Source organism: Polynucleobacter sp. (genome assembly GCF_040400325.1).
Lineage (GTDB): Bacteria > Pseudomonadota > Gammaproteobacteria > Burkholderiales > Burkholderiaceae > Polynucleobacter.
Genome location: NZ_JBBAQK010000005.1, coordinates 32666 through 58596 on the forward strand (window position 1 = coordinate 32666; position 25931 = coordinate 58596).

A 25931-nucleotide genomic window follows, 5' to 3' on the forward strand; every position below is an offset into this window, starting at 1 on the left:
TGAGTGCAGATATTAAGAAAAGATACTAAGGATTAGATATGGGTAAGGTCACTGGATTTATGGAGTTTGAGCGCGTCGATGAAACATACGAAGCGCCCGCTAAACGCCTCCATCATTACAAGGAATTTATCGTTGCTTTAACGGATGAAGAAGCCAAGGTTCAAGGCGCGCGTTGTATGGACTGCGGTATTCCATTTTGTAACAATGGCTGCCCAGTCAATAACATCATTCCAGATTTCAATGATTTGGTTTTCCATAATGACTGGAAGAATGCTTTAGAAGTTTTGCAATCTACTAATAACTTCCCAGAGTTCACGGGTCGTATTTGCCCAGCACCATGTGAATCTGCATGTACTTTGGGTATTAACCGTGCACCGGTTGGCATTAAGTCAATTGAGCATGCGATTATCGATAAGGGCTGGGAAAATGGTTGGGTTAAACCCCAGCCATCTAAAGTCAAGACTGGCAAAAAAGTAGCGATTGTTGGCGGCGGCCCAGCTGGTATGGCCTCAGCTCAGCAATTGGCACGTGTTGGTCATGACGTGACTGTATTTGAAAAGAATGATCGTGTAGGCGGTCTTCTGCGTTACGGCATTCCTGATTTTAAAATGGAAAAATGGCTGATTGATCGTCGTGTAGAGCAAATGCAAGCCGAAGGTGTGAAATTTGAAACAGGTGTATTTATTGGCAAAGAATCGATTGGTGTAGAAGTTAAAAACTATGCTACCAAGACGATTTCTCCTGATCAGTTGATGAAAGATTTTGATGCAGTTGTCATTACTGGCGGCGCTGAGCAGCCACGTGATTTGCCTGTGCCCGGTCGTGAGCTAGCCGGTGTTCACTATGCGTTGGAATTTTTGATTCCCCAGAATAAAGAAAATGCAGGGGACTTTAAAAACGAAATTCGCGCAAGCGATAAACATGTAGTTGTTATCGGTGGTGGCGATACTGGGTCCGATTGTGTTGGCACATCTAATCGTCATGGCGCTAAACAGGTTACTCAGTTTGAACTATTGCCACAGCCACCAGAAGAAGAGAATAAGCCCTTAGTTTGGCCCTATTGGCCAACGAAGTTACGCATCTCCTCATCTCATGAGGAGGGTTGCGAGCGTGACTGGTCAGTGGGAACTAAGCGTTTTGAGGGTAAAAATGGCAAAGTCGAGAAGCTCATTGGAGTGCGCTTGGAGTGGAAAGACGGAAAAATGTCAGAGGTGCCTAATTCTGAATTTGAGATCAAGGCCGATCTAGTTCTTTTGGCAATGGGTTTTGTATCCCCAGTTCAGCAAGTATTAAAAGCTTTTGGTGTTGAAAAGGATGCTCGCGGTAACGCAAAAGCCACTGTAGAGGGTCAAAATGCTTATCAAACCAATGTTCCCAAGGTATTTGCTGCAGGTGATATGCGCCGCGGACAATCCTTAGTCGTTTGGGCGATTCGAGAGGGTCGCCAATGCGCGCAAGCAGTAGACCTGTATTTAATGGGGTCATCTGTTTTACCTCGATAATAAGGGGATATGAAAAGTCGTCATTTACCCTCTTTCGATGAAGTAAAAAAAGCCGCTGGCGAAGTCATCGTTGCAATTAAGGACGTCGACTTTTCTTATGCTCCTGGTGAGCGTCAAATTTTATCGGGACTCAATATGGAGTTTCGTCGCGGACGAGTCGTTGCAGTCATGGGGGGTTCCGGTTGTGGCAAGACGACTATTTTGCGTTTAATTGGTGGTCAATACTCTGCTCAATCTGGTCAGGTCTTATTTGAGGGCCATGATATTGGCAAGATGAATTCCGATGAGCTCATGGTTGCTCGTCGTCGAATGGGAATGTTATTTCAGTTTGGCGCATTGTTTACAGACCTCAGCGTTTTTGAGAATGTGGCTTTTCCTCTGCGTGAACATACAAACTTGAGTGAAGAGTTATTACGCTCTTTAGTACTCATGAAACTGAATGCAGTTGGTTTACGCGGTGCTCGTGATTTAATGCCCTCACAAATTTCTGGAGGCATGGCAAGACGCGTTGCACTCGCTAGGGCAATTGCATTAGATCCTCCGCTCATCATGTACGACGAGCCATTCGCTGGTTTGGATCCGATATCACTTGGCATTACTGCCCGATTAATACGTGATTTGAATAATGCGCTTGGTGCAACTAGCTTACTAGTGACCCATGATGTTGAAGAAACATTTGAAATCGCCGACTTTGTGTACTTTATTGCGAATGGCCGAATTGGGGCCGAAGGTACGCCTGAAGAGCTCAGCCGTTCTGAGGATCCTTTTGTAAGACAGTTTTTAGACGCTGCGCCAGACGGTCCCGTACCCTTTCATTATCCTGGCCAAGGCTTGGCCGAAGATTTTGGTGTGAGGGCCTGATGTCAGCATTGTCTATAGTGATTGACCTCTTAGGCGACTTAGGATTTTTTGTTCGCCGTAACATCAGTAACCTCGGTCATGCTGCACGTTTATTTTGCGCAGTCATTTTACGTTCAGGGTTTCTGCTGAAAAGACCTCGTTTAGTAGTAGATCAAATTTTATTCGTTGGTAACCATTCCTTTGTCATCATTGCAGTCTCGGGTTTATTCGTTGGTTTTGTTTTGGGATTACAGGGCTACTACACCTTAAATCGTTATGGCTCTGAGCAGGCTTTAGGCTTATTAGTTGCTTTGTCATTGACTCGTGAGCTAGGCCCCGTGATTACTGCTTTATTGTTTGCAGGCCGTGCAGGAACGTCTTTGACCGCTGAGATTGGATTAATGAAGGCCGGCGAACAGTTAAGTGCGATGGAGATGATGGCAGTTGATCCCTTGGCGCGTGTTATTTCTCCAAGACTGTGGGCTGGGATTATTTCTATGCCAATTTTGGCTACGATTTTTACTGCGGTCGGCGTGATGGGCGGTTACTTTGTTGGCGTGCCCTTAATTGGCGTTGATTCTGGAGCGTTTTGGTCACAAATGCAAGGCGGAGTAGATTTATTTGCTGACATTGGAAACGGTCTCATTAAAAGTATTGTTTTTGGTGTGGCGGTCACATTCATCGCCCTTTATCAAGGGTATGAGGCTCGGCCAACACCAGAGGGTGTTTCACAAGCAACAACCCGTACGGTCGTAATTTCATCATTGGCAGTTTTGGCATTGGATTTCTTGCTCACCGCAATGATGTTCTCAAATTAGAAAGAATAAACTGAGGTTCTTATGAGAAAAAGTGTAATTGATGTTTGGGTCGGGCTGTTCGTTGCCATTGGTTTGCTGGCCGCGTTCTTCTTGGCGTTAAAAGTAGGCAATATGAATGCCGTTTCTTTTGCCCCAACTTATAAAATTTCTGCGCGATTTGACAATATTGGAGGCCTAAAACCACGTGCCCCAGTCAAGAGTGCTGGGGTGGTTGTTGGCCGCATTGCCAATATTTCCTTTGATGATAAAACTTATCAAGCCACAGTTGTAATGACTATAGAGGATTCTTATAAGTTTCCAAAAGATTCTGCAGCCAAAATTTTGACCTCTGGTTTATTGGGTGAGCAGTACGTTGGCTTAGAGGCTGGCGGCTCTGATGATATGTTGGCAGATGGCGGAAAGCTGAGTCAAACTCAATCTGCTGTGGTATTAGAAAATTTAATCAGTCAGCTCCTTTACAACAAGGCTGCTGATGGTGGTCAAGACAAAGGTGCAGCAAAGTGATTTTGTGGGCGAGCAGATTTAAGCGCTTAATGTTGCTGAGCATGACCTGCTTATTTGTGGGTTGCGCCTCTATTCCTGCTGGCGTAGAACCTTCTGCTCGCGACCCTTGGGAGCCCTTTAATCGTTCAGTATTTGAATTTAATGAAGGCTTAGATAAGTATCTTCTAAAGCCGATTGTTGCGGCCTATCGATTTATCTTGCCAGAGATTGTGCGAGATGGAATCTATAACTTTTTTAGTAATTACAGTGATATTTACACTGCCCTGCAAAACTTATTACAAGGCAAGCCGGACTTAGCGTTTAACGATTTGATGCGAGTGGCTGTGAATACACTCTTTGGACTTGGCGGTCTCATGGATGTTGCAACACCAGGTGGACTTCCAAAGCATAAAGAGGATTGGGGTCAAACATTTGGAGTATGGGGAGTGCCTTCGGGTCCTTATCTAGTGCTGCCATTTTTTGGTCCGAGTACTATTCGAGACACTTTTGGTACTGCGGCAGATTTGGAGACAGATTACTTATTTAAGTACATCCCAGATGTCGGGCTCCGAAATAGTATTACGGGTCTGCGTGTTATTAATGCTCGTAATACCTTTTACGAAGCGGGCGATTTATTAGATGGCGCTGCTCTTGATAAATATAGCTTCATCCGAGACGCCTATCTTCAGCGTCGTGAGTATCAGATTAATGAGGGTCGTAATGATGAAGAGCCACTCATGCCGCCTTATGAAAACCCTTACGAATAAGTAATATTGCTTAAGGGGCTAAAATTACTCCAAGTTTATTTAGAGTTGATGGGACCAAAGCACATGAAAAGTAACAAAATAATATCAAGATGGCTTGCTACAGGTGTATTCCTCATATCTGGGGTGGTTTTTGCACAAGTACCTGATCAAAATACTCCTCCTGACGTATTGATCAAGATGGTGGTGTCAGACGTCATGGCTTCAGTTAAGGCTGATCCCGACATACAAAAAGGTAATATCCCCAAGGTAATGGAGTTGGTAGAAAAGAAAATTGTCCCTTTTACTGATATGCGCCGTACTACTGAAATGGCAATGGGCCCCAATTGGAAAAAAGCCACCCCAGAACAGCAAGCTATTCTGACGGCGGAATTTAAAACCTTGTTAATGCGGACTTATTCTGGAGCATTGAGTCAGCTGCGCGATCAGACCGTCCAATTTAAGGCCTTACGAGCTGCTCCCGATGATAAAGAAGTTGTGGTGAGAACGGTCGTGGTAGGTCGTGGTGATCCTATCTCCTTAGATTACCGCCTGGAAAAAAGTACTGCCGGCTGGAAGGTCTATGACATGAATATCATGGGCGCTTGGTTGGTCGAAGCATACCGCAATCAATTTACAAATCAGATTGGTCAGAATGGTATTGATGGTTTGGTGAAATTTTTGCAAGATCGTAACAAGCAACTGGCTACTACTAAGTAAGCTAATTTAGATAGAAATTAAAACAATGCCGTTTTGCTTACCCCAGGAAGTGACACAAGAAAATGTCATGCACCTTCAACAAAAGGGTCTATCTAATCTTTCTGAATTGAGAAGGGTTGATTGTTCTGCATTGAAAGACTTTGACTCAACTGTGCTTACGGTTTTATTGTCATGGCAAAAAACATTGCAAGCCAATGGCCAATCTCTTGTAGTAGAGCACCCCCCTGAAAAATTAAAAGTATTGGCTAACGTATATGGTGTATCTGCCTTGCTAGGCTTGTAACGGCATGCATTCAGCCATATCGATTAAAAATATTACTAAAAACTATGGGGCACTTAAAGCGCTAGATGATGTTTCTTTAGTGATTGAGCCAGGCGAGTTTTTTGGTTTGCTTGGCCCTAATGGCGCAGGTAAGACCACTTTGATTTCTATTTTGGCTGGCCTAGTCAGGCCCGACCAAGGACATGCTGCCATTATGGGTGCAGATGTGCAAAGGAATTTTCGTGATGCAAGGCGAATGCTGGGAGTTGTTCCCCAAGAATTAGTCTTTGACCCTTTTTTCACAGTGCGCGAGACTTTACGCTTTCAGTCGGGATATTTTGGGATTTGCAATAATGATGCTTGGATTGATGAAATTATCGCCAATCTTGATCTTACCAATAAGGCCGATAGCAATATGCGCGCTTTATCAGGCGGCATGAAGCGTCGAGTATTAGTGGCTCAGGCATTGGTACATAGACCGCCAGTGATTATTTTAGATGAGCCAACGGCTGGTGTTGATGTTGAGTTGCGTCAATCTCTATGGCAATTTATTAGCAGACTAAACCAAGATGGTCATACGATCGTTTTAACTACCCACTATCTAGAAGAAGCTGAGGCCCTATGTGAAAGAATCGCCATGCTCAAGCAAGGAAAGATTGTTGCTCTAGATACCACTGCTAATTTGTTAACTCGTTATGGCTCAGTTAAAAAAGACGGAGAGGGTAAGACAGATTTAGAGGATGTCTTTGTCAATATTATGTCGGGGGGTTTTCTATGAAAACTGCCCTCAATAAGCCTGTATTGGAATACGGTAGTGGCTTTCCAACTTTATTACGCAAAGAGATCATGCGTTTTTATAAGGTGGCCTTTCAGACGGTAGCCGCACCCGTGCTCACCGCAATCCTATACCTCATGATTTTTGGTCATGTGCTTGAAGGCAAAGAAATTTATGGGCGCTTAAGTTACACCGCATTTTTAATTCCGGGTCTGGTCATGATGACGGTACTACAAAATGCATTTTCAAATACCTCCTCATCTTTGATTCAATCAAAGGTAACTGGTAATTTAGTATTTGTATTGCTTGCCCCATTAAGCCACTTTGAGTTTTATGCAGCATATATTTTAGCTGCTGTATTTCGTGGCATTGTGGTGGGTCTCGGTGTTTTATTAATGACTGCTTGGTATGGTTTACCAAGCCTTGAATACCCCTTATGGATTTTGATTTTTGCATTTTTGGGCGCTGCAATTTTAGGAAGCTTGGGTTTGATTGCTGGTATTTGGTCAGATAAATATGATCAGTTAGCCGCTTTTCAGAATTTCTTCATCATGCCTGCCACCATGCTCTCAGGCGTTTTTTATTCCATTCACTCGCTTCCACCAGCCTGGCAAGTGGTGTCACATTTCAATCCATTTTTCTACATGATTGATGGATTTCGGTATGGCTTTTTTGGGGTTTCAGACATTTCCCCTTGGACCAGCTTCGCGATTGTGAGCTCTTTCTTTGTGGTAGTTTCAGTGATTGCTTTACGTATGCTTCAAAAGGGCTATAAGCTCAGACATTAAAGGAGAATCAGATGTTTCCAACCCCCGAGCAAATTGAGGGCTATATCAAGCAAGGAATTGACTGTACCCACATACAAGTAGAGGGTGACGGCCAGCATTTTTTTGCAACCATTGTGAGTCCGCAGTTTGAAGGTAAACGTTTGATTCAGCGGCATCAATTAGTGTATGCGGCAATGGGGGATCGGATGAAAGCTGAAGTTCATGCTTTGTCGATTAAGGCCTTTACTCCACAAGAGTTTGCGCAGAATTCAGCCGCATAACATTGCTGTAGTGCTTAAACAAACTAAACAGTTTTTACTGGAATCGTTTCATGGATAAATTAAGAATGGTTGGCGGCACACCACTCAAGGGTGAGGTGACTATTGCTGGCGCTAAAAATGCTGCACTCCCGATTCTTTGCGCTTGCCTTTTAACAGACCAGCCGATTATTTTGCGCAATGTACCTGACTTACAAGATGTGCGCACCATGCTAAAGCTTCTACAAGAAATTGGCGTTACTGCGAGCTTTCCTGATGCAGGTGACCGCAGTTATCTAGTCTTAAATGCCTCCATTATCAAGAGCTCAGAAGCAACCTATGAGATGGTCAAAACCATGCGTGCTTCTATCTTGGTATTGGGCCCACTTTTAGCCAGAATGCATAGCGCGAAAGTGTCTTTGCCTGGCGGCTGTGCGATTGGTGCACGTCCAGTTGATCAGCACATTAAGGGCTTAAAAGCGATGGGAGCCGCGATCAAGATCAAGAGCGGATATATACAAGCAGAGATTAAGTCACCACTTGAGCGCTTAAAGGGCGCATCTATTTTGACTGACATGATTACCGTTACCGGGACAGAAAACCTATTGATGGCGGCAACTCTGGCAACGGGAACGACTGTTTTGGAGAATGCTGCACGCGAACCAGAAGTGGGTGACTTAGCTGAGTTATTGGTGAAGATGGGCGCAAAGATTTCTGGAATTGGTAGCGACAAATTAATCATTGAAGGCGTTGAAAAACTCCATGGCGCCGAGCATGCGGTGATTCCTGATCGTATTGAGGCAGGAACCTTTTTATGTGCTGTTGCAGCTGCAGGCGGAGAAGTGTTAGTAAAAAACTGCCGACCAAATACTTTAGATGCAGTGCTTGTAAAGTTGAAGGATGCTGGCTTAATAATGGAAGTAGGCTCAGACTGGATTAAGGCTTCGATGAAGGGTAGACCTAAAGCAGTAAGCTTTCGGACCTCTGAATACCCTGCTTTTCCGACAGATATGCAGGCTCAGTTAATGGCTGTGAATGCAATTGCAAGTGGTAGCTCTACCATTACTGAAACTATTTTTGAGAATCGCTTTATGCACGTTCAAGAACTCAATCGCTTGGGCGCCGATATTGCGATTGAGGGCAATACTGCAATAGTCCAAGGCGAAGAAAAACTCTCTGGGGCAATTGTGATGGCCACTGATTTACGGGCTTCTGCAAGTTTGGTGATTGCTGGTTTAGCAGCCCAAGGCGAAACTCAGGTGGATCGGATTTACCACTTAGATCGTGGTTATGACCGTATGGAGCAAAAATTGACTGGCTTGGGGGCCAATATTCAGCGCATTAAGTAAGCCTAGTGGATAATTAGTCCATGAAATTGACTCTAGCCCTATCCAAAGGGCGCATCTTTGAAGAAACCGCACAGATCTTATCTAAGGTAGGTATTGTGCCGCTTGAAGATCCTGAAAAGTCCCGCAAACTCATTATTGATACCTCTAACTCTGATATTCGTTTAATTATTGTGCGCGCATCTGATGTACCAACCTATGTGCAATTTGGTGGCGCAGACTTTGGGGTCGCAGGTTTAGATGTGCTGATGGAAAAAGGTACGGCTGGGCTATATGTACCTTTTGATTTAGACATCGCTAAATGCCGCATGTCAGTTGCAGTGCGAGAGGGATTTGATTATGCTGCTGCCGTTAAGCAAGGTTCTCGTTTGAAGGTGGCGACAAAGTATGTCAACTGCGCAAGAGAGCATTTTGCTAACAAAGGTGTCCATATTGATACGATTCAACTATATGGCTCGATGGAATTGGCGCCATTGGTTGGCTTGGCTGATGCGATTGTAGATTTAGTATCCACAGGCAATACCTTACGCGCAAATGGTTTGGTAGAAGTAGAGCCAATTGCTGACATTAGTGCTCGTTTGGTGGTTAATCAAGCTTCCTATAAACGTAAGCGCGCGCAACTTCAGCCTATTTTTGACTTGCTCAAGTAAGCTCGATTTACATGTCTTCCACTCCTATTAAAGTCAAGCGTCTAAACAGCCTAGAAAAAGGCTTTATGGATTCCCTATTATCGAGTCTTTCACTACCAACGGCTGATGACGAAGCTATAGATGCTGCAGTGCTGAAGATTCTTGCGGCAGTGAAATCCAAAGGGGATGAAGCAGTTCTGGGTTTTACCAAACAGTTTGATCGTTTGAATGTTGCTAGCGTCTCCGAACTAGAAATTGCTCGTAAGGACTTAGAGCAGGCTTATCAAGCTTTGCCCACAGAACAAAAAAATGCCTTAGATACTGCAGCACAAAGAGTACGTGCTTATCACGAGAGACAAAAGATTGAGGCGGGCTGTCACTCTTGGGAGTATGAAGAGTCTGATGGCACCCGACTTGGCCAAAAAGTAACAGCCTTAGATCGTGTTGGTATTTATGTTCCAGGCGGTAAGGCTGCATATCCATCATCAGTCTTGATGAATGCGATTCCAGCAAAAGTGGCTGGAGTTAGTAAAATAATCATGGTGGTTCCTACGCCGGATGGTGCGCGCAACCCGTTAGTACTCGCTGCCGCTTATTTAGCAGGTGTTGATCGAGTCTTTACGATTGGTGGGGCTCAAGCTGTTGCTGCTTTAGCCTATGGAACTCAGACTATTCCTTCGGTAGATAAGATTGTCGGCCCAGGAAATGCCTATGTGGCTGCAGCTAAACGCAGAGTATTTGGAATTGTTGGTATCGATATGATTGCTGGCCCATCAGAAATTTTGGTTCTGTGTGACGGCTCTAGTAATCCAGATTGGGTTGCAATAGACCTGTTCTCCCAAGCAGAGCATGATGAGCAAGCTCAATCGATTTTGCTGTGTCCAGATGCCGCATTTATTGAAAAAGTGCAAGCCAGTATAGATAGGCTGCTCCCTGAAATGCCAAGAGCTAAAGTCATAGAAGCTTCTTTATCGAATCGCGCTTTATTGATACAAGTTAAAGATATGACTGAAGCTTGCGAAATCGCAAACGCCATAGCTGCTGAGCATTTAGAAATTTGCGCAACTGACCCACGTAAATGGGCAGAGCAGATACGTCATGCAGGGGCTATTTTTATGGGCAACTACACCAGTGAATCACTTGGCGATTATTGTGCAGGGCCCAATCACGTATTACCAACGGCTCGCACAGCACGATTCTCCTCACCCTTAGGCGTTTATGACTTCATTAAGCGCTCGAGCATGATTGAGGTGAGTGAAGCTGGTGCGCAAACTCTAGGTGCAGTTGCTAGCACCCTCGCTCATGGTGAGGGTTTGCAGGCTCATGCTCGTGCCGCTGAGATGCGACTCAAAAAATAAATAAATTTAAGAGCTCGAAAAAAACTTACGATAGAATTTCTTGTAAAGCGCTTACTAATTCAGCGCTTTGCTCATTAGTACCAATCGTAATGCGCAAAAATTCTTCGATACGTGGAGACTTAAAGTGGCGCACGATAATGCCATGATCGCGCAACGCTTGATATAGCTTAGCTCCAGCGTGCTGAGGATGGCGAGTAAATATAAAGTTTGCAGTAGATGGCAGCGTCTCAAAACCCAATGCACTCAATTGAGTAAGCAATTTTTCTCGCGTTTGGATGACTTTGGCAGACATTGCTTCTAAATGTGCTTGATCTTCAATTGCTGCTAGAGCTCCAGCTTGCGCTAAACACCCTAGAGGGTAAGAGTTAAAGCTATTTTTGATACGCTCTAAGCCTTCAATGAGCGCAGGGTGTCCTACTGCAAATCCAACCCGCAGTCCTGCAAGTGCACGTGATTTAGATAGTGTGTGCACTACCAATAGATTTTCTGGGCAGTTGTCACCTTGCAATAGAGGAATACAAGATTCGGTTCCATAGTCTACATAGGCCTCATCAACTACGAGGACAGAGTCAGAATTACGAGCAAGTAGCTTTTCAATTTCTGCACGGGTAACTGATCTACCTGTTGGTGCATTTGGATTAGGAAAAATAATTCCGCCGTTGGGGGTTTTGTAATGAGTGAGGTCGATTTCAAAATCAGGTCCTAATGCAATGGTTTGGTAATCAATACCAAAAAGTTTGCAGTAGACCGGATAAAAGCTATAAGTGATGTCTGGAAAATACACAGGGCTACTTTGCTTGAGAAGGCCAGCAAACACATGAGCCAATACTTCATCAGAGCCATTACCTAAAAATACTTGGTTTGGATTTAAGCCATGTAACTTGGCAATTGCCTTTTTAAGTGCAACTCCTTCGGGATCTGGGTATAGACGCAAATCGTCATTATTCTGATTGCTGATAGCTGCAAGAGCCTTGGGGGAGGGTCCATAAGGGCTTTCATTCGTATTGAGCTTCACTAGCCGCTGCATTTGCGGCTGCTCCCCTGGAACATAAGGGGTTAAAGTTTGAACGATGGGGCTCCAAAAACGGCTCATGGGGGTACTCAGGTCAGTAATCAGAATGAAAGTAAGGCAATTTCTACATTTATAAGTCTGCTAGGAATGATATTATGAGGCTTCAATCAACACTTCGCCTCACGGCGCAATGAAGCATGCGGCAAGCCGACGTTACCCGAAATACTTCGGAAACCAAAATTCAAATTGCCATTAACTTGGATGGCACTGGTAAGGCTGAATTGGCCTCCGGAGTTCCTTTTCTAGACCATATGCTAGATCAGATTGCCCGTCATGGCATGATAGATATTAAGGTTGTAGCTAAGGGTGATACCCATATTGATGACCACCACACCGTTGAGGATGTTGGCATTACCCTGGGCCAAGCTTTTGCGCAGGCGGTAGGTGATAAGGCCGGCATTACTCGCTATGGACATTCTTATGTTCCCTTGGATGAAACTCTATCTCGTGTGGTGATTGATTTTTCAGGCCGTCCCGGTTTGGAATTTAATGTACCTTTTACCCGCTCTCGCGTGGGTGATTTTGACGTAGACCTCAGCATTGAGTTCTTCCGTGGTTTCGTAAATCATGCAGGCGTGACTTTGCATATCGATAATTTGCGCGGCATTAACGCGCACCATCAGATTGAAACCGTGTTCAAGGCATTTGGCCGCGCTTTGCGCATGGCTCTTGCTATTGACCCACGAGCATCTGGTGTTGTTCCATCAACAAAAGGCAGTCTCTAATTTAGATACTCCTTAGTTGCCCAGTAGACAACAGCAGACAATAGGCTAACTTTGGCGCAAACCATTGCGATCGTCGATTACGGAATGGGTAACCTACGTTCTGTTTATCAGGCCTTTCATCATGTAGCTCCTGATGACAATGTCCTGATAGCACATACGCCTGAAGAAATTCGATCAGCAACTCGCGTGGTCCTGCCTGGTCAAGGCGCTATGCCCGATTGCATGAAACATCTCGAGGAGTCTGGTCTATTAGAGGCATTATTAGAGACATCTAAAAGTAAGCCATTGCTGGGAGTTTGCGTTGGCGAACAAATGCTTTTTGATAAAAGTGCTGAAGTACGCCCCAATCAAGGGCATTGGACTTCATGTTTGGGACTCATTCCGGGTGAGGTGCGTCGCTTTGACCTAGCGGGTCAAAAACAAGCCGATGGCTCAGCCTATAAGGTTCCTCATATGGGCTGGAACCAGGTTCGCCAGGATTGTCAGCACCCGCTTTGGGCCGGCATTCCAGACTTCAGCAGCTTTTACTTTGTCCATAGCTACTATGTTGTGCCGCAGCGCAAAGAAGATTCTGCCGGCTCTACAGAATATGGGAATTGGTTTACATCTGCAGTCGCACGCGATAATATTTTTGCTACACAATTTCATCCAGAAAAAAGTGCAGAATACGGATTAAAGCTTTATCAAAATTTTGTTTCTTGGCAACCTTAATTATTTTCTAACATCTTACTATGCTGCTCATCCCTGCAATTGATCTTAAAGACGGCCACTGCGTTCGACTAGAACAAGGTGATATGGACAAAGCTACGGTATTTTCTGAAGACCCTGCTGCTATGGCGGCACATTGGATTAGTAAAGGGGCGCGCCGTTTGCATCTAGTTGATCTCAATGGCGCCTTTGCAGGTAAGCTCAAAAATGAGTCCGCTATCAAATCAATATTAAGAGCAGTGGGTGATGAAATCCCTGTGCAACTTGGTGGCGGTATTCGTGATTTAGAAACGATTGAACGTTTATTAGATGACGGTATCAGCACCGTCATCATTGGTACCGCTGCAGTAAAAAATCCGGGTTTTGTTCAGGATGCCTGTACTGCATTCCCAGGCCATGTGATGGTTGGATTGGATGCTCGTGATGGTAAGGTCGCAACGGATGGCTGGAGCAAGATTACTGGACATGAAGTGATCGACTTAGCTAAAAAGTTTGAAGACTGGGGCGTGGAAGCCATTATTTACACCGATATTGGGCGAGATGGCATGCTCAAGGGCGTCAATATTGATGCCACACTGAAGTTGGCTCAAGCAATTCGTATTCCAGTGATTGCTAGCGGGGGACTCTCAAATAATCAAGACATCGAAGCGCTGTGCAAGGCGGAAGAAGAGGGTGTAATGGGCGTTATTGCAGGCCGCTCAATTTATTCTGGTGATCTAGATCTTGCTATTGCTCAAAAATATGCTGATGAGTTAACTCTCAAATACGCAAAGAAAATTCTCTAGTGCTAAGCAAAAGAATTATTCCTTGCCTTGATGTCACTGCAGGGCGTGTGGTAAAGGGCGTCAACTTTGTTGGCCTTCGAGATGCTGGCGACCCTGTTGAAATTGCCAAGCGTTATGACACACAAGGTGCGGATGAGCTCACCTTCCTTGATATCACAGCTACTTCTGATGGGCGAGATTTAATTTTGCACATCATTGAAGATGTGGCTTCTCAAGTATTTATCCCGCTGACTGTAGGCGGCGGTGTTCGCACAGTAGCTGATGTGCGTCGTTTGCTCAATGCAGGCGCAGATAAAGTGAGTATGAATTCTTCTGCAGTAGCAAGCCCCGATTTAGTGACAGATGCAGCAGCCTATTATGGATCGCAATGCATTGTGGTGGCGATTGATGCAAAACAAACTGATGCTGGTCATTGGGAAGTATTTACTCATGGTGGGCGCACTGCCACCGGTAGAGATGTCGTGGAGTGGGCTAAAGAGGTTGCTCAGCGTGGTGCTGGTGAGATTTTATTAACCAGCATGAATCGGGATGGCAGCAAAGATGGTTTTGATTTGGCTTTGACTGCGGCCGTGAGTGATGCTGTCAGTATTCCCGTAATTGCCTCAGGCGGCGTTGGAAATTTACAGCATTTAGTCGATGGCATTACTAAAGGTCATGCCGATGCAGTTTTAGCAGCGAGCATCTTTCATTATGGTGAATACACAGTTCAAGAGGCAAAGGAATATATGGCTGTCCAAGGAATTCCAGTTCGCATTTAAGATTCGCTGTACAGTAGATCTATGAGCTCATTTACTCCCATTGAAACACTTCAGCCAGGCCCTTGGCTAGATGCCATTGCTTGGAATGAGCAGGGCCTTGTGCCAGTCATCGCTCAAGAAGTTGGAAGTAAAGATATTTTGATGATGGCTTGGATGAATCGCGATGCCTTGCTAGAAACGATACGTTTGGGTGAAGCAGTGTATTGGACTCGTTCAAGACAAAAACTGTGGCACAAGGGCGAAGAGTCCGGGCACACTCAAAAAGTCAAAGAAATTCGTTTAGATTGTGACGGCGATACCCTATTACTGATGGTGGAGCAAAAAGATGGCATTGCTTGTCACACTGGAGAACATAGCTGTTTCTTCATGCAGTGGGATAGCAAGCAAGCTTATTGGGTCAAAATATCTAAGGACTGACTTCATCCCTAGATATATATGGTATATACTTTGGTATATACCAAAAGGTGCTCATCATGGGTCAAACAGCAAAAATTTTTATGAATGGTCGTAGTCAGGCAGTGCGCTTGCCTGCCGAATTTCGCTTTGAGGAAAGGGAAGTATTTATTAGGCGTGACCCATCCACTGGCGATCTGATTCTTTCTCGTAAACCAGATAGTTGGGATGATTTTTTCCTTGCGCTTAAAGATACTGAGATTCCAAAAGACTTCTTAAGTCCTAAAGATCGTAAACAAGGAAATCAAACCCGCGATCCTTTGGACGGGGTTGATGAATGAGATACATGCTTGATACCAATACGGTAAGTCATTTTCTTAGGCGGCACCCTAGCGTTAGTAAAAGAATTACCAGTCTTCCAATGGATAGTTTATGCTTATCTGTGATTTCTGAGGCTGAGCTACGTTATGGCCTGGCCCGTAAGCCGGATGCCATCAATCTTCATAAAGTAGTCAATGAATTTTTAAGAAGAGTTGAGGTCTTAGCTTGGGGAAGCGATGTGGCTGATCATTATGGTAACTTGAGAGCAGAGCTAGAATCTAAGGGTGATAGCCTAGGGCCTCTTGATATGCAGATAGCTGCTCATGCATTTTCGATCGGCGCAACTTTAGTATCAAATGATCAAGCTTTTAAAAGGGTTAAGAAGCTGAAAGTTGTAGATTGGACCTAGCTATTTAAAAAAGTCATGACAGAAAAGATCAATAAACCTTCTAATTTAGATTCAGCATTTGCCCATTTGGCCGATGTGGTGGACCAGCGTCGAGATGCATTTAAGGCGGGCCAGTCGGATCCTAAAAATTCTTATACTGCTTTGCTCTTTTCGAAGGGTGATGACGGCATCTTGAAAAAGATCGGGGAAGAGGCTACTGAGGCTGTCATGGCAGCTAAAGATGTGCGCAGCTCTAACCTAGCGCCAGAGCAGAAAAAGCTCTTGGTAGGGGAGATGGCTGATCTTTGGTTCCACTGTCTGATTGCCTTGTCACAATTTAATTTGCGTCCTGAGGATGTTATTAAAGAGTTAGACCGTCGTTTAGGCACCTCGGGAATTGAGGAAAAGGCAGCTAGAAAAGCCTCTGGCAAGGAATAAGCTATGTCAAACGATCCAAATTGCCTATTTTGCAAGATTTCTCAAGGCTTGATCCCATCTCAAAAGGTGTATGAGGATGAGGAAATCTATGCTTTTAAGGACATTAACCCAGCAGCGCCAGTGCATTTTTTGATCATTCCTAAAAAACATATCCCTATGTTAGAGTCTGCAGAAAGCATAGATAGCCCTTTGCTAGGTAGAATGATGGAATTAGCACCCCGTCTTGCCAAAGAGCAAGGCTGTCGTCCCGGAAGGGATGGTGGCTTTAGATTGATGGTGAATAATGGTGCGGATGGTGGGCAGGAGGTTTATCACTTGCATTTACATGTGATGGGCGGTCCCCGCCCCTGGAAAAAATAATCCAAGGAGATTAAAAATGGGTTCATTTAGTATTTGGCATTGGTTAATTGTGTTGGTCATCGTGATGTTGGTGTTTGGCACCAAAAAATTACGGAATATGGGCCAAGACTTGGGCGGCGCTGTGAAAGGCTTCAAAGATGGCATGAAGACATCTGAAGAGTCCAAAGAGCAAACTGGAGAGCAACTGCAGCAAACGGCTGCAACTGCGGACAAAACAGTTGATGTTCACGCTAAAGATGTAAATAAATAATCGCTACAGCGCAGATAGAAATTCATGCGGTTGATAAATGATTGATCTTGGAGTTTCAAAACTTGCGCTCATTGCAGTAGTAGCATTAGTAGTGATTGGTCCAGAGCGCTTGCCTAAAGTCGCTCGCATGGTCGGCAATCTATTTGGGCGTGCTCAGCGCTATATGGCCGATGTCAAATCGGAAGTCAATCGCCAGATGGAGATTGAAGAATTTAAAAAACTTCGAGAAGAAACTACATCTGCCTTCAAAGATGTTGAAGACAGCATTAATTCAACTGTTCAAGAGGCGAGCGCTAATTTGAGCGACCAAGCCGATATTTTTGAAACTAGTTTTGAAAAGCTCCCCCCGGATGAACAAGAAGTTTTGCGTAAAACGAAGCGTCAAGGTCGGAGTAGTTGGGGCGTTCGACGGGCGGCTAGACCAGTTTGGTTTAAGCGCTCAGCCGGAATTCGGACGCGTGTGCAATCTGGTGCCGCCAGAATGAAGCGCTTTCATCACAGCGCAGGCAAATAATTCATTCATGACACAAGATACTTCAAACGGAGATTCTGGATTACAAGAATCTTTCCTTTCGCATTTATTCGAGCTACGCGATCGCGTCATTAAAGCGGCATTAGCGATTATTGTTGTCTTTGTGTGCTTGGTCTATTGGGCGCCAGATATTTTTCATTTGTTTGCGCAGCCCCTATTAAAAGCACTGCCTGCTGGTGGAAAGATGATTGTGACGGATGTGACCGGATCATTCTTTGTTCCCATGAAGGTCACGATGCTAGTTGCTTTTTTGATCGCGCTGCCAGTAGTGATGTACCAGCTCTGGGCATTTATTGCGCCTGGACTGTATATGCATGAGCGAAAGCTGATTTTGCCTTTGGTAGTCAGTAGCTATTCTTTATTTATCATCGGCATGGCATTTGCCTACCTGCTTGTCTTCCCCACAGTCTTTAATTTTATGGCGAGCTATAACGCACCATTGGGTGCAGAGATGTCTACCGATATTGATAAGTATCTTAGTTTTGCAATGACTACCTTTTTAGCTTTTGGGATCACCTTTGAGGTGCCCGTAGTAGTCGTAGTATTGGTGCACATGAAAATTGTGCCTTTGGCTAAACTCAGAGAGATTAGACCTTACGTGATCGTTGGGGCATTTGTGATCTCAGCAATTGTGACACCGCCAGATGTACTTTCTCAACTACTCTTAGCGATACCAATGACTTTGCTTTACGAGCTTGGATTATTGATTGCTCGGTTCTATGTACCTAAACCATCACCAGAGGATGAGGACTCAAAAAATCAAGCGAGCTCAGCATCTGTTTGATGCTTCAGAGTTTTTGAGAGGGTACTTGTGAGCCATTGGGTAACGCGATCAAAGCGATAGCGTCGTTGGCGTAAATTACCTTCAATATCTAATTCAGATCCAGCAAATATTTTGCCTGCCGCTAGAAGAACACGGCGCTGTTGAATGGTTTCAATTTGAATGAGTCTAGGCAAAATCTTCGGCAACTCCCAACGAATATCTACTACTACACAGTGTTCATGTTGGAGCTGTCCAACATCACAAAGAAGCAACTCTGCTTTACTGAAATTAAATTGATTGGCAATGATCAGGCGATGACACATCAAGATCCAATCCAAATCAAGCTTATGTTCTACATGATGGCTCAAGGCCTGCTCAGCACAAAATGCTGATTCATACCAATCATTTTGCTCTGGTGCTGGGCAACTCTCTAAAATTTTGGAGAGCAATTCTTTTGCCTCTGCTACGCCTTGCTGGTGTGCTTGCCACACCCAATAGGAGGCCTGAAGACCCCGAACTTTCTCATTTAATTTTTCACGCTTACGCCAAAGATTGGCTGCTTTACGAAATTGCGCTTGTGGGTGACCAAGGTCTGCAGCACGATCAAAACAGCGATCGCTCTCAGCAGCGTTATATCCTGAAAATTGTGGACGACGATAAATTTCTCCCAATGCATACCAAGCATTGAGATCACCATCTTTAGCGGCTAGCTCTAACCAGTAGGCTGCCTTTTTGAGAGATGCATTTGACTTAGATAGTTTTTCATCTCCAGCAGATGCACTGCGATCATCTAACTGTGCAAGACGTAAACCTAAACTGAGTCGCGCACTAGTAAGACCTAGTTCAGCAGCTTGAGCAAGCGCCTCTTCATTTTGAGTTTCAATCCATGCAGACCAAAGAGAGGGGAGCGCTTTATTTTTTGGTTGTAACTTCATCAGAAGTTCTTTTGCAGCCGCGGTATAAATCGATTCACTTTCCGCTAGATCTTCCAAGTACTGCTTAGTCAACTTTTGGAAGCCGGCAAAATCTAAATGGGATAACTCCTCAAGAGAGGGGTGAGGATGTTTGTGAATCCAGTCACTCAACTGAGATTGCTTTTCAGAGTGCTCAGGATTCATGAGTAATGTTATTAGTTGCCACTTAGATGCTCGCTGTGCCTCAGAGGACCCCAACCCTTCTTGGCCTGTCGAAAGCCTCCAGAAAACATCCCAGCCAAAATGAAAAGCCGGTGAATGGACAGTCTCTACTAGGGGGATATTGGCAACTTGATTCCAAAACTCTAGAATTTGATCTTTGTTTGAGATTTTATCTTTAAGTTCTTGATTTTGGTGCGAAAAATAAGATTTTTCTAGCCAAATCAAGGCATTTGAGGGCTGAATAGGGGTTTTAAATTCACCAGTGAGGTAGGCTGAGGCCAATTTTTGTTGCGCGGATACGTCACCCATTCGGGCCAAACTAAGGATTTTTAAGAATTCACGACTTGCCATATGACAATTCTTGCATTTAAAGCCTGAAAAAGATAGAAAACAGTGCCCTTGTTGCCGTGATACAACGAAGAAAACCAAAAAACTACCTTTTGACAAGCAAAAAGAGCTCCTAATTGCCCTGACCACCAGATTGGCTGGGCAAAACAAGCAAAATTCATAGGTCCCGGTTTTATTTGGGCATTACTTTCAATTTATGGAGATTTACAGAATGAAAAAATCGCTATTAGCAGTTGCAGCGTTGTCGGCTATTGCTGGCGCAGCGCAAGCACAATCGAGCGTAACCATCTACGGTGTAATGGATGTTGGTTACGTTAATCAAAAATCTGACGGTGCAGGAACATCTGCTCGTTCAAACGCATCAAACAGCTTCATCGGTTCTTCTGCTGAGCAGACTAGCCGTTTGGGTTTTAGAGGTACTGAAGATTTGGGCGACGGTATGTCTGCAATCTTCGTTGTTGAGACAGGCTTACAACCAGTAAGTAATACAGCGTCTGCTTTTAACAACCGTCAATCTTTCGTTGGTTTGAAAAAGAATGGCACAGGTCAGTTCACACTTGGTACTCAGTACACCTCATTATTCCAAGCGATGTCAGCAACTGACGTAGGTCAGACGAACAATATGGTTGGTTCTGCTGTATACCCACAAGAAGTGCCTACTGGTAACGGTAACCCAGGCGTTGCTAGCTACCGTGGTTCTGATGGCTCTTCTGGTACAACTCAAGCTTTAACAGTTCGTACAACAAACATGATTCAGGCTCAGTCTGACAAGTTTGCTGGTTTCTCTTTGGGCGCTTCTTACACACTTAACGGCTCAACAGTTTCCAACACCAACACAACAGCTGTTACCAACAACTGGAGTGGTTGGGGTCTTAAAGCTGACTACACATGGAACAAGTTGTATGTTGTCGCTGCAGCGAACCGTTTGAAGTCTAATAACACAGGCCCAGTTGCTAACAACTTACCAGCAAGTACTGTTGGTTGGACAGCTGCTGGCGGAGGTGTGCAATCTCAAGATAACCAGTTTTATGCCGGCGCTACTTATGACTTCGGTATCTTGAAGGCTTATTTACAGTACGTCAACAAGAAAGTGACATCCGCTGCTAACGCTAACTTCTATTCACAACGTAATGGTCAACAGATCGGTGTTCGTTCTTACATTACGCCAACCATCGAAGGTTGGGCTAATATCGGTAACGGTAGCCATACAACTTTTGGTGCAAACACTCCGAGAGCGAACTTTACAGCATTTCAGGCTGGTTTGAACTACTATTTATCTAAGCGTACTAACGTTTATGGTATCTACGGTTCAAATCAAATGAGCTCTGCTCAGCCAGTTAACCCATCTTTGAGTGCAAATGCATTCGCACTTGGCGTACGTCACACTTTCTAATTTAAGACTAGCCTCAGTTAATACAATGAGCTAGTACTGAATTAGAAACAGCTGCAAATGAACCCACCGTGGAAACACGGTGGGTTTTTTAATTTATTGAAGCTTCTATGCGAGAATCGGGCATGAACAACTTAGGAGTCCCGTATGAGAAAGATTTTCATCACAGCATCATTGACTTTAATTGCAGTTACTTTAAGTGGCTGCCTTAGCACTTCACCCAAAGGTGTGAACTGTGTTCAAGGTACACCATTTGCAGATTTGCCAGTAGCTTGTGTTGGCGGACCCTAATTAAAGGCTAGCATGAGTTAGTCTTTAATATCAAGATGCTCAGGCGCTAACCCCGCCTGATTGCGTTGATAAGTTGCCGTATAAGCTGTCTCAATATTCTTAGTAAAAGCATAGTATTGAACAGGAGCGAAGAGAATCGCTTTTGAGCTAGCTGCTGTTTAATATGATCAAGCTCCTCTCGATGGCTGATAATCGATCCTAATATCGTTTATAGCCTATATTTGTTTTTTTGTGATTTTGAGCCCAGTGGGGGCTTGGTTTTCAGGCCGTTAACCCCTGATAGAAATGACAATTGTCAATTATTGTAGATAATGCTAGATTGAGTCATAAATGGTCTTTGAGCCATTCAAAGTTGACGAGAATTAAGAGCTGTCATTTCACCACTTACATTATTGGAAGAGCATCTTATGAAAATGAAACAAATAAGCCAAATATTGGCAGTTACAGCCCTCCTTGCTAGCTCTGGTGCTGCCATTGCAGCAAGTGCCACGATGGACAAAATTAAATCATCGGGCGCAGTTACCATGGGTGTTCGTGAGTCCTCTATTCCGATGTCCTACACCACTGGTGACAGTCGTTTTGACGGTTATCACGTTGAAGCTTGCCGTATGATTTTGAATGATATTAAAGATAAGTTAGGCATGAGCACCTTGCGCATTAACTATCAACCAGTCACATCACAAAATCGCGTACCTTTAGTACAAAACGGCACAGTCGATATTGAGTGCGGTACAACAACCAATAATGCTAATCGTGCAAAAGATGTTGGATTTGCAAACACGCTCTATGTTGAAGAAGTGCGCATTGCAGTGAAAGCCAATTCAGGCATTAACTCGATTTCCCAGTTAGCTGGAAAAAAAGTAGCAACTACTACTGGTACTACCTCAGTTCAATTGTTGCGTAAGCATGAAAAAGCCAATAATGTGAACTTTGATGAAGTCTTTGGTAAAGATCACTCTGATAGTTTCTTGCTCTTGGAGTCTGGCCGTGCTGATGCTTTCGTGATGGACGGATCGATCTTGGCCGGTAACATTGCTAACGCTAAAAATCCAAAAGATTTCAAAATCGTTGGTGAGGTTTTGAGTACTGAGCCAATTGCAATTATGGTTCCTAAGAATGACCCAGAATTCAAGGCAGCAGTAAATGCAGCCATTGCCAAAATGGTTGCAAACGGTAGGATGCCTGCACTTTGGGACAAGTGGTTCTTAAAACCAATTCCACCTAAAAATGTCGTGGTTGGTCTTGAGTTATCACCAGCTACTAAAAATGCGTGGGCTAACTTAAATGACAAGCCAGCAGAAGATTACGCGCAGAAAAAATAATCTATGGCGTTAGATTTTGGTGTCTTTTGTAAAAGCACCTTAGATGGAGAAGCGGTTGACCACTGCTTCTCCTCATTACTTGGGCTAGGCCACAATGCTGATCCTAGTTACTTAGATTGGCTAATGAAGGCCTGGGGCTGGACTCTAGCAGTTGCTGCTCTAGGCCTTGCTATCGCATTAATTGTGGGTGCTGTAATGGGTACCTTGCGAACTCTTCCCGATACTGGAAGGGGTAGTAGGACACTCGTTCGTTTTGCTACGGCTTGGGTGGAGTTATTTAGAAATATCCCGGTCTTGGTCCAGGTATTTCTTTGGTACCACGTGATCCCTTCATTTATTTTGCCTTTAAAGCTTCTCCCATCATATTGGTTGGTTAGTATTGCCCTTGGTTTTTATACCTCAGCGCGAATTGCAGAGCAGGTCAGGGCGGGTATTCAGTCATTACCTAGCGGTCAGCGTGCTGCTGCTACTGCTTTAGGGATGACTACAACTCAAACCTATCGCTACATCATCTTGCCGATGGCGCTACGAATTGTGATTCCGCCACTCACTTCTGAGAGCATGAACGCGATTAAAAATTCTTCCGTAGCGTTTGCGGTATCTGTTCCCGAGCTCACTTTATTTGCAATGCAAGCACAAGAAGAGACCTCGCGGGGTGTTGAAATCTATTTGGCAGTGACTGGGCTCTATGCACTTTCTGCCTTTGGTGCTAATCGGGTAATGGCACTGATTGAAAAGAGAAGTCGAATACCCGGATTTATCAGCGCATCTAATGATGCTAGTTTGGCTCACTAAGTGATCTTGTTATGCTGAGCCTAGATCTGAGTTTCTATAGCTGGGAATTATTTACTAATTACATTGTTAAGGGGTTGATATTTAGTGTTCAGCTCACAGTCATTGCGACGATTGGCGGCATCGTGGTGGGCACCTTTTTGGCGCTCATGCGCTTATCAGGCCAGCCTGCATTAGTTTATCCAGCCACTATTTATATCAATACCATGCGCTCCATTCCATTGGTCATGGTGATTTTGTGGTTCTTCTTATTGATCCCCATGTTAATTGGTAAGCCTATCGGTGCTGACCTATCTGCTACGATTACTTTTATTGCTTTTGAGGCGGCTTTCTTTGCTGAGATTGTGCGCGCTGGTATTCAGTCGGTGCCCAGAGGGCAAACCTATGCTGCTGAGGCATTGGGTATGAATTATGGTCAGAATATGCGCTTGATTGTGTTGCCACAGGCATTTCGCAACATGGTTCCTGTATTCATGACTCAAACTATTATTTTGTTCCAAGATACCTCACTGGTTTACGCGATTGGCGCCTATGACTTGCTGAAGGGGTTTGAGATTGCAGGTAAGAACTATGGCAGGCCAATTGAGACTTATATATTGGCAGCAGCAACCTATTTTGTCATTTGCTTTTCACTTTCTAAAGTTGTACGTAAGATTCATGCCAAAGTTGCGATCGTTCGCTAATTTATTTTTATGCTTACTACTAATTACATAGACTCTCATGATTGAACTTCGAAACGTTTCTAAATGGTATGGCTCTTTTCAGGTTCTGACTGATTGCAGTACCTCAATCAATAAGGGCGAGGTCGTGGTTATTTGCGGCCCATCTGGATCAGGTAAATCTACGCTGATTAAAATAATTAATGCTTTAGAGCCTTTTCAGGCCGGCGAAGTGACAGTTGACGGTATCGATCTGCATGATCCCAAAACCAATCTGCCTAAGTTGCGCGCTCGCGTTGGTATGGTGTTTCAAAACTTTGAATTATTTCCTCACCTCAGCGTTACCGAAAACCTAACGCTTGCTCAAATTAAGGTGTTAGGGCGCTCTACTGATGAAGCTAAAACCCATGGCTTGAAGTATCTTGATAGGGTCGGCTTAATCGCACAGAAGGACAAATATCCTGGCCAGCTGTCTGGTGGTCAGCAACAGCGAGTGGCGATTGCACGCGCTTTGAGTATGGATCCCATCTTGATGTTGTTTGATGAGCCTACTTCTGCATTAGACCCAGAGATGGTTGGTGAAGTTTTAGATGTCATGGTCAAGCTCGCCAATGAAGGCATGACGATGTGCTGCGTCACGCATGAGATGGGATTTGCACGCAAAGTTGGTAATCGGGTGATTTTTATGGATCAAGGAAGAATTCTTGAGGATTGCAGCAAAGATGAATTTTTTGGTAATCCTGAAGCACGCTCTGCAAGAGCAAAAGATTTTTTATCTAAGATACTGTCGAACTAAATTTAAGAGCGGTTCTTTATTGGCCCTGTATTTTGGGTTTTGGGCGCTTACCAATTTTGACTGTGAGCTCTAGCACTTTGCCCTTACGCAAAACTTTAATGGTGGCCTCATTGCCGGGTCCTAGTTGCGCAATTTGATTCAGTAGCTGTCTGACATCTTTAGTTCCCTGGTTGTTTACTGCAATGAGTACGTCGCCAGGTTTAGCTCCGCCGCGATCAGCGGGCCCGCCTTCAAGCACGCCCGATAGCAACACCCCCTCAGTAGCACCTGCAAGACCAAGTGATTCAGCTAACTCTTTAGAGAGGTTCTGAGGCTCCACACCAATCCAGCCGCGAGTGACAGAACCATTACTCACAATGGATTCCATTACCTGTTTAGCCAAGCTCACAGGAATCGCAAAACCAATTCCCATTGAACCTCCATTACTAGAAAAGATTGCGGTGTTGATGCCAATGAGGTTACCGCGCGTATCGATTAGCGCCCCACCTGAATTACCAGGGTTAATAGCCGCATCTGTTTGAATAAAGTTTTCAAATGTATTGATGCCGACATGGTCTCGGCCCAGCGCTGAAACAATTCCAGAAGTAACTGTTTGACCAACACCAAACGGATTGCCAATGGCAAGTACTACATCTCCTACATGCACGGATTCTATTTTTCCAAGCGTGATCGGAGTTGGTAAATTTTTCGCATCAATCTTTAAAACAGCAATATCGGTTTCTGGGTCACTACCAATGACTTGCGCTTTTAATTTGCGTCCATCGGCCAACGCTACATCAATCTCACTGGCATCACTAATGACATGGTGGTTAGTTAAAATAATTCCTTCGCGACTGACTAATACCCCCGAACCCAGGCTGGAGCTGGGCTCTTCATCTGGCGGTTGATCACCAAAAAAGAATTTAAATAAGGGATCAGCAGAATTATTACCTTTGCGAGACTTAGGTTTAGTTGAGGCTTTACTAGTGAAAATATTGACAACAGCAGGCATCGATTTTTTTACAGCCTCATGATACGAGCCGGGACTTAAACTACTGCCGTCGTAAAAGCCTTCCTTTAAGGTAATACTTTCTACTAGTGAACCATTTTGTATGCTATTCAACCAGCCTGGTTTCAGGATCATCGTAATGAACCAGGCTGCCAAAAAAATGGTGACAACTTGCGCAAAGAGTAGCCAAAGACGGTTTAACATTGAATGATGTGT

The 25931-nt window shown here is 44.4% G+C and carries 34 protein-coding genes; 31 read left to right on the plus strand and 3 right to left on the minus strand.

Features of this window, described 5'->3' with window-relative positions; all coding sequences use genetic code 11:
- Positions 1-38 precede the first annotated feature (38 nt).
- The 13 genes from ABWP14_RS05395 (at position 39) to hisD (ending at position 10500) form a co-directional block, all read left to right on the plus strand.
- Complete coding sequence (locus ABWP14_RS05395) at positions 39-1502, plus strand: glutamate synthase subunit beta (RefSeq protein ID WP_353201953.1); 1464 nt, start codon at positions 39-41, stop codon at positions 1500-1502.
- Between the two features lie 9 nt (positions 1503-1511).
- Entirely contained in the window at positions 1512-2363 is an 852-nt protein-coding gene (locus ABWP14_RS05400; protein ID WP_353201954.1) for an ABC transporter ATP-binding protein, read from the plus strand.
- Positions 2363-3160: a lipid asymmetry maintenance ABC transporter permease subunit MlaE gene (mlaE, locus tag ABWP14_RS05405; protein ID WP_353201955.1), complete on the plus strand. Its 798-nt coding sequence runs from the start codon at positions 2363-2365 to the stop codon at positions 3158-3160. Before ABWP14_RS05400 ends, mlaE begins: the two co-directional genes overlap by 1 nt.
- Positions 3161-3181: 21 nt before the next feature.
- Positions 3182-3664 (plus strand): outer membrane lipid asymmetry maintenance protein MlaD, encoded by a 483-nt coding sequence (mlaD, locus tag ABWP14_RS05410; protein WP_353201956.1) that lies wholly within the window; start codon positions 3182-3184, stop codon positions 3662-3664.
- 29 nt (positions 3665-3693) lie between these two features.
- Entirely contained in the window at positions 3694-4410 is a 717-nt protein-coding gene (locus tag ABWP14_RS05415) for an MlaA family lipoprotein (protein ID WP_353201957.1), read from the plus strand.
- Positions 4411-4473: 63 nt separating this feature from the next.
- Complete coding sequence (locus ABWP14_RS05420) at positions 4474-5106, plus strand: MlaC/ttg2D family ABC transporter substrate-binding protein (protein WP_353201958.1); 633 nt, start codon at positions 4474-4476, stop codon at positions 5104-5106.
- A gap of 25 nt (positions 5107-5131) precedes the next feature.
- Positions 5132-5389: an STAS domain-containing protein gene (locus ABWP14_RS05425; protein WP_353201959.1), complete on the plus strand. Its 258-nt coding sequence runs from the start codon at positions 5132-5134 to the stop codon at positions 5387-5389.
- A 4-nt stretch (positions 5390-5393) separates the two neighbouring features.
- Complete coding sequence (locus ABWP14_RS05430) at positions 5394-6146, plus strand: ABC transporter ATP-binding protein (protein ID WP_353201960.1); 753 nt, start codon at positions 5394-5396, stop codon at positions 6144-6146.
- The gene (locus ABWP14_RS05435) at positions 6143-6931 is read left to right on the plus strand and encodes an ABC transporter permease (RefSeq protein ID WP_353201961.1); all 789 of its coding nucleotides are present in this window, start codon (positions 6143-6145) and stop codon (positions 6929-6931) included. The genes ABWP14_RS05430 and ABWP14_RS05435 overlap by 4 nt, the downstream gene beginning before the upstream one ends.
- Positions 6932-6942: 11 nt before the next feature.
- On the plus strand, positions 6943-7191 hold the full coding sequence (locus ABWP14_RS05440; RefSeq protein WP_353201962.1) for a BolA family protein: 249 nt from the start codon (positions 6943-6945) through the stop codon (positions 7189-7191).
- Between the two features lie 50 nt (positions 7192-7241).
- Positions 7242-8516, plus strand: coding sequence for a UDP-N-acetylglucosamine 1-carboxyvinyltransferase (murA, locus tag ABWP14_RS05445; RefSeq protein WP_353201963.1), 1275 nt, complete (start codon positions 7242-7244; stop codon positions 8514-8516).
- Between the two features lie 20 nt (positions 8517-8536).
- Complete coding sequence (gene hisG, locus ABWP14_RS05450; RefSeq protein ID WP_353201964.1) at positions 8537-9163, plus strand: ATP phosphoribosyltransferase; 627 nt, start codon at positions 8537-8539, stop codon at positions 9161-9163.
- Between the two features lie 65 nt (positions 9164-9228).
- A complete protein-coding gene (gene hisD, locus ABWP14_RS05455) occupies positions 9229-10500 on the plus strand; it encodes a histidinol dehydrogenase (protein ID WP_502930147.1) in 1272 nt (423 codons plus the stop codon).
- A 25-nt stretch (positions 10501-10525) separates the two neighbouring features.
- Here hisD and hisC read toward each other — a convergent pair whose 3' ends face one another.
- Entirely contained in the window at positions 10526-11593 is a 1068-nt protein-coding gene (gene hisC, locus ABWP14_RS05460) for a histidinol-phosphate transaminase (RefSeq protein ID WP_353201966.1), read from the minus strand.
- Between the two features lie 116 nt (positions 11594-11709).
- Here hisC and hisB point away from each other — a divergent pair, with 116 nt between their 5' ends.
- From hisB to tatC, 12 genes are read left to right on the plus strand one after another with little or no spacing between them, the layout of a single operon-like run.
- Entirely contained in the window at positions 11710-12297 is a 588-nt protein-coding gene (gene hisB / locus ABWP14_RS05465) for an imidazoleglycerol-phosphate dehydratase HisB (protein WP_353201967.1), read from the plus strand.
- Positions 12298-12348: 51 nt separating this feature from the next.
- On the plus strand, positions 12349-13008 hold the full coding sequence (hisH, locus tag ABWP14_RS05470) for an imidazole glycerol phosphate synthase subunit HisH (RefSeq protein WP_353201968.1): 660 nt from the start codon (positions 12349-12351) through the stop codon (positions 13006-13008).
- Between the two features lie 20 nt (positions 13009-13028).
- A complete protein-coding gene (gene hisA, locus ABWP14_RS05475) occupies positions 13029-13790 on the plus strand; it encodes a 1-(5-phosphoribosyl)-5-[(5-phosphoribosylamino)methylideneamino]imidazole-4-carboxamide isomerase (protein WP_353201969.1) in 762 nt (253 codons plus the stop codon).
- A complete protein-coding gene (gene hisF / locus ABWP14_RS05480; RefSeq protein WP_353201970.1) occupies positions 13790-14548 on the plus strand; it encodes an imidazole glycerol phosphate synthase subunit HisF in 759 nt (252 codons plus the stop codon). The genes hisA and hisF overlap by 1 nt, the downstream gene beginning before the upstream one ends.
- Before the next feature lie 21 nt (positions 14549-14569).
- Complete coding sequence (gene hisI / locus ABWP14_RS05485; RefSeq protein WP_353201971.1) at positions 14570-14965, plus strand: phosphoribosyl-AMP cyclohydrolase; 396 nt, start codon at positions 14570-14572, stop codon at positions 14963-14965.
- Positions 14966-15021: 56 nt separating this feature from the next.
- Positions 15022-15282 (plus strand): antitoxin, encoded by a 261-nt coding sequence (locus ABWP14_RS05490; RefSeq protein ID WP_353201972.1) that lies wholly within the window; start codon positions 15022-15024, stop codon positions 15280-15282.
- A gap of 5 nt (positions 15283-15287) precedes the next feature.
- Entirely contained in the window at positions 15288-15671 is a 384-nt protein-coding gene (locus ABWP14_RS05495; RefSeq protein WP_353201973.1) for a type II toxin-antitoxin system VapC family toxin, read from the plus strand.
- 15 nt (positions 15672-15686) lie between these two features.
- Complete coding sequence (locus ABWP14_RS05500) at positions 15687-16088, plus strand: phosphoribosyl-ATP diphosphatase (protein ID WP_353201974.1); 402 nt, start codon at positions 15687-15689, stop codon at positions 16086-16088.
- A gap of 3 nt (positions 16089-16091) precedes the next feature.
- Positions 16092-16448: a histidine triad nucleotide-binding protein gene (locus ABWP14_RS05505; protein WP_353201975.1), complete on the plus strand. Its 357-nt coding sequence runs from the start codon at positions 16092-16094 to the stop codon at positions 16446-16448.
- A gap of 16 nt (positions 16449-16464) precedes the next feature.
- A complete protein-coding gene (tatA, locus tag ABWP14_RS05510; protein WP_353201976.1) occupies positions 16465-16698 on the plus strand; it encodes a Sec-independent protein translocase subunit TatA in 234 nt (77 codons plus the stop codon).
- Positions 16699-16735: 37 nt separating this feature from the next.
- A complete protein-coding gene (gene tatB / locus ABWP14_RS05515) occupies positions 16736-17212 on the plus strand; it encodes a Sec-independent protein translocase protein TatB (protein ID WP_353201977.1) in 477 nt (158 codons plus the stop codon).
- 7 nt (positions 17213-17219) lie between these two features.
- Positions 17220-18014: a twin-arginine translocase subunit TatC gene (gene tatC / locus ABWP14_RS05520; protein WP_353201978.1), complete on the plus strand. Its 795-nt coding sequence runs from the start codon at positions 17220-17222 to the stop codon at positions 18012-18014.
- Here the strand turns inward: tatC and ABWP14_RS05525 are convergent.
- Complete coding sequence (locus ABWP14_RS05525; RefSeq protein WP_353201979.1) at positions 17990-19480, minus strand: tetratricopeptide repeat protein; 1491 nt, start codon at positions 19478-19480, stop codon at positions 17990-17992. The two genes, tatC and ABWP14_RS05525, sit on opposite strands and share 25 nt — an antisense overlap.
- Positions 19481-19688: 208 nt before the next feature.
- Between ABWP14_RS05525 and ABWP14_RS05530 the strand changes: the two genes are divergently transcribed.
- The 6 genes from ABWP14_RS05530 (at position 19689) to ABWP14_RS05555 (ending at position 24727) form a co-directional block, all read left to right on the plus strand.
- A complete protein-coding gene (locus tag ABWP14_RS05530) occupies positions 19689-20870 on the plus strand; it encodes a porin (RefSeq protein ID WP_353201980.1) in 1182 nt (393 codons plus the stop codon).
- Positions 20871-21014: 144 nt separating this feature from the next.
- The gene (locus ABWP14_RS05535; protein WP_353201981.1) at positions 21015-21158 is read left to right on the plus strand and encodes a hypothetical protein; all 144 of its coding nucleotides are present in this window, start codon (positions 21015-21017) and stop codon (positions 21156-21158) included.
- Positions 21159-21565: 407 nt separating this feature from the next.
- On the plus strand, positions 21566-22480 hold the full coding sequence (locus ABWP14_RS05540; RefSeq protein WP_502930146.1) for an amino acid ABC transporter substrate-binding protein: 915 nt from the start codon (positions 21566-21568) through the stop codon (positions 22478-22480).
- Positions 22481-22483: 3 nt separating this feature from the next.
- Complete coding sequence (locus tag ABWP14_RS05545) at positions 22484-23275, plus strand: amino acid ABC transporter permease (RefSeq protein WP_353201982.1); 792 nt, start codon at positions 22484-22486, stop codon at positions 23273-23275.
- Positions 23276-23286: 11 nt separating this feature from the next.
- The gene (locus ABWP14_RS05550) at positions 23287-23955 is read left to right on the plus strand and encodes an amino acid ABC transporter permease (RefSeq protein WP_353201983.1); all 669 of its coding nucleotides are present in this window, start codon (positions 23287-23289) and stop codon (positions 23953-23955) included.
- Positions 23956-23992: 37 nt separating this feature from the next.
- Positions 23993-24727, plus strand: a complete 735-nt coding sequence (locus ABWP14_RS05555; RefSeq protein ID WP_353201984.1) for an amino acid ABC transporter ATP-binding protein — start codon at positions 23993-23995, stop codon at positions 24725-24727.
- A 16-nt stretch (positions 24728-24743) separates the two neighbouring features.
- Here the strand turns inward: ABWP14_RS05555 and ABWP14_RS05560 are convergent, their stop codons facing one another.
- Positions 24744-25919 (minus strand): trypsin-like peptidase domain-containing protein, encoded by a 1176-nt coding sequence (locus ABWP14_RS05560; RefSeq protein ID WP_353201985.1) that lies wholly within the window; start codon positions 25917-25919, stop codon positions 24744-24746.
- Between the last annotated feature and the right edge of the window lie 12 nt (positions 25920-25931).

Bases quoted from the DNA above. Each gene is read 5' to 3' on its own strand.
- murA (WP_353201963.1), top strand. From the start codon at position 7,242: ATGGATAAATTAAGAATGGTTGGCGGCACACCACTCAAGGGTGAGGTG.
- ABWP14_RS05550 (WP_353201983.1), top strand. From the start codon at position 23,287: ATGCTGAGCCTAGATCTGAGTTTCTATAGCTGGGAATTATTTACTAAT.
- ABWP14_RS05495 (WP_353201973.1), top strand. From the start codon at position 15,288: ATGCTTGATACCAATACGGTAAGTCATTTTCTTAGGCGGCACCCTAGC.
- ABWP14_RS05425 (WP_353201959.1), top strand. From the start codon at position 5,132: ATGCCGTTTTGCTTACCCCAGGAAGTGACACAAGAAAATGTCATGCAC.
- ABWP14_RS05490 (WP_353201972.1), top strand. From the start codon at position 15,022: ATGGGTCAAACAGCAAAAATTTTTATGAATGGTCGTAGTCAGGCAGTG.
- ABWP14_RS05535 (WP_353201981.1), top strand. From the start codon at position 21,015: ATGAGAAAGATTTTCATCACAGCATCATTGACTTTAATTGCAGTTACT.
- hisC (WP_353201966.1), bottom strand. From the start codon at position 11,593: ATGAGCCGTTTTTGGAGCCCCATCGTTCAAACTTTAACCCCTTATGTT.
- mlaD (WP_353201956.1), top strand. From the start codon at position 3,182: ATGAGAAAAAGTGTAATTGATGTTTGGGTCGGGCTGTTCGTTGCCATT.
- ABWP14_RS05525 (WP_353201979.1), bottom strand. From the start codon at position 19,480: ATGGCAAGTCGTGAATTCTTAAAAATCCTTAGTTTGGCCCGAATGGGT.
- ABWP14_RS05430 (WP_353201960.1), top strand. From the start codon at position 5,394: ATGCATTCAGCCATATCGATTAAAAATATTACTAAAAACTATGGGGCA.
- hisG (WP_353201964.1), top strand. From the start codon at position 8,537: ATGAAATTGACTCTAGCCCTATCCAAAGGGCGCATCTTTGAAGAAACC.
- ABWP14_RS05545 (WP_353201982.1), top strand. From the start codon at position 22,484: ATGGCGTTAGATTTTGGTGTCTTTTGTAAAAGCACCTTAGATGGAGAA.
- tatB (WP_353201977.1), top strand. From the start codon at position 16,736: ATGATTGATCTTGGAGTTTCAAAACTTGCGCTCATTGCAGTAGTAGCA.
- hisB (WP_353201967.1), top strand. From the start codon at position 11,710: ATGCGGCAAGCCGACGTTACCCGAAATACTTCGGAAACCAAAATTCAA.
- tatA (WP_353201976.1), top strand. From the start codon at position 16,465: ATGGGTTCATTTAGTATTTGGCATTGGTTAATTGTGTTGGTCATCGTG.
- ABWP14_RS05400 (WP_353201954.1), top strand. From the start codon at position 1,512: ATGAAAAGTCGTCATTTACCCTCTTTCGATGAAGTAAAAAAAGCCGCT.
- ABWP14_RS05505 (WP_353201975.1), top strand. From the start codon at position 16,092: ATGTCAAACGATCCAAATTGCCTATTTTGCAAGATTTCTCAAGGCTTG.
- ABWP14_RS05440 (WP_353201962.1), top strand. From the start codon at position 6,943: ATGTTTCCAACCCCCGAGCAAATTGAGGGCTATATCAAGCAAGGAATT.
- ABWP14_RS05560 (WP_353201985.1), bottom strand. From the start codon at position 25,919: ATGTTAAACCGTCTTTGGCTACTCTTTGCGCAAGTTGTCACCATTTTT.
- hisD (WP_502930147.1), top strand. From the start codon at position 9,229: ATGGATTCCCTATTATCGAGTCTTTCACTACCAACGGCTGATGACGAA.
- mlaE (WP_353201955.1), top strand. From the start codon at position 2,363: ATGTCAGCATTGTCTATAGTGATTGACCTCTTAGGCGACTTAGGATTT.
- ABWP14_RS05540 (WP_502930146.1), top strand. From the start codon at position 21,566: ATGAAAATGAAACAAATAAGCCAAATATTGGCAGTTACAGCCCTCCTT.
- ABWP14_RS05420 (WP_353201958.1), top strand. From the start codon at position 4,474: ATGAAAAGTAACAAAATAATATCAAGATGGCTTGCTACAGGTGTATTC.
- ABWP14_RS05530 (WP_353201980.1), top strand. From the start codon at position 19,689: ATGAAAAAATCGCTATTAGCAGTTGCAGCGTTGTCGGCTATTGCTGGC.
- ABWP14_RS05415 (WP_353201957.1), top strand. From the start codon at position 3,694: ATGTTGCTGAGCATGACCTGCTTATTTGTGGGTTGCGCCTCTATTCCT.
- hisA (WP_353201969.1), top strand. From the start codon at position 13,029: ATGCTGCTCATCCCTGCAATTGATCTTAAAGACGGCCACTGCGTTCGA.
- ABWP14_RS05435 (WP_353201961.1), top strand. From the start codon at position 6,143: ATGAAAACTGCCCTCAATAAGCCTGTATTGGAATACGGTAGTGGCTTT.
- hisI (WP_353201971.1), top strand. From the start codon at position 14,570: ATGAGCTCATTTACTCCCATTGAAACACTTCAGCCAGGCCCTTGGCTA.
- ABWP14_RS05500 (WP_353201974.1), top strand. From the start codon at position 15,687: ATGACAGAAAAGATCAATAAACCTTCTAATTTAGATTCAGCATTTGCC.
- ABWP14_RS05395 (WP_353201953.1), top strand. From the start codon at position 39: ATGGGTAAGGTCACTGGATTTATGGAGTTTGAGCGCGTCGATGAAACA.
- ABWP14_RS05555 (WP_353201984.1), top strand. From the start codon at position 23,993: ATGATTGAACTTCGAAACGTTTCTAAATGGTATGGCTCTTTTCAGGTT.
- tatC (WP_353201978.1), top strand. From the start codon at position 17,220: ATGACACAAGATACTTCAAACGGAGATTCTGGATTACAAGAATCTTTC.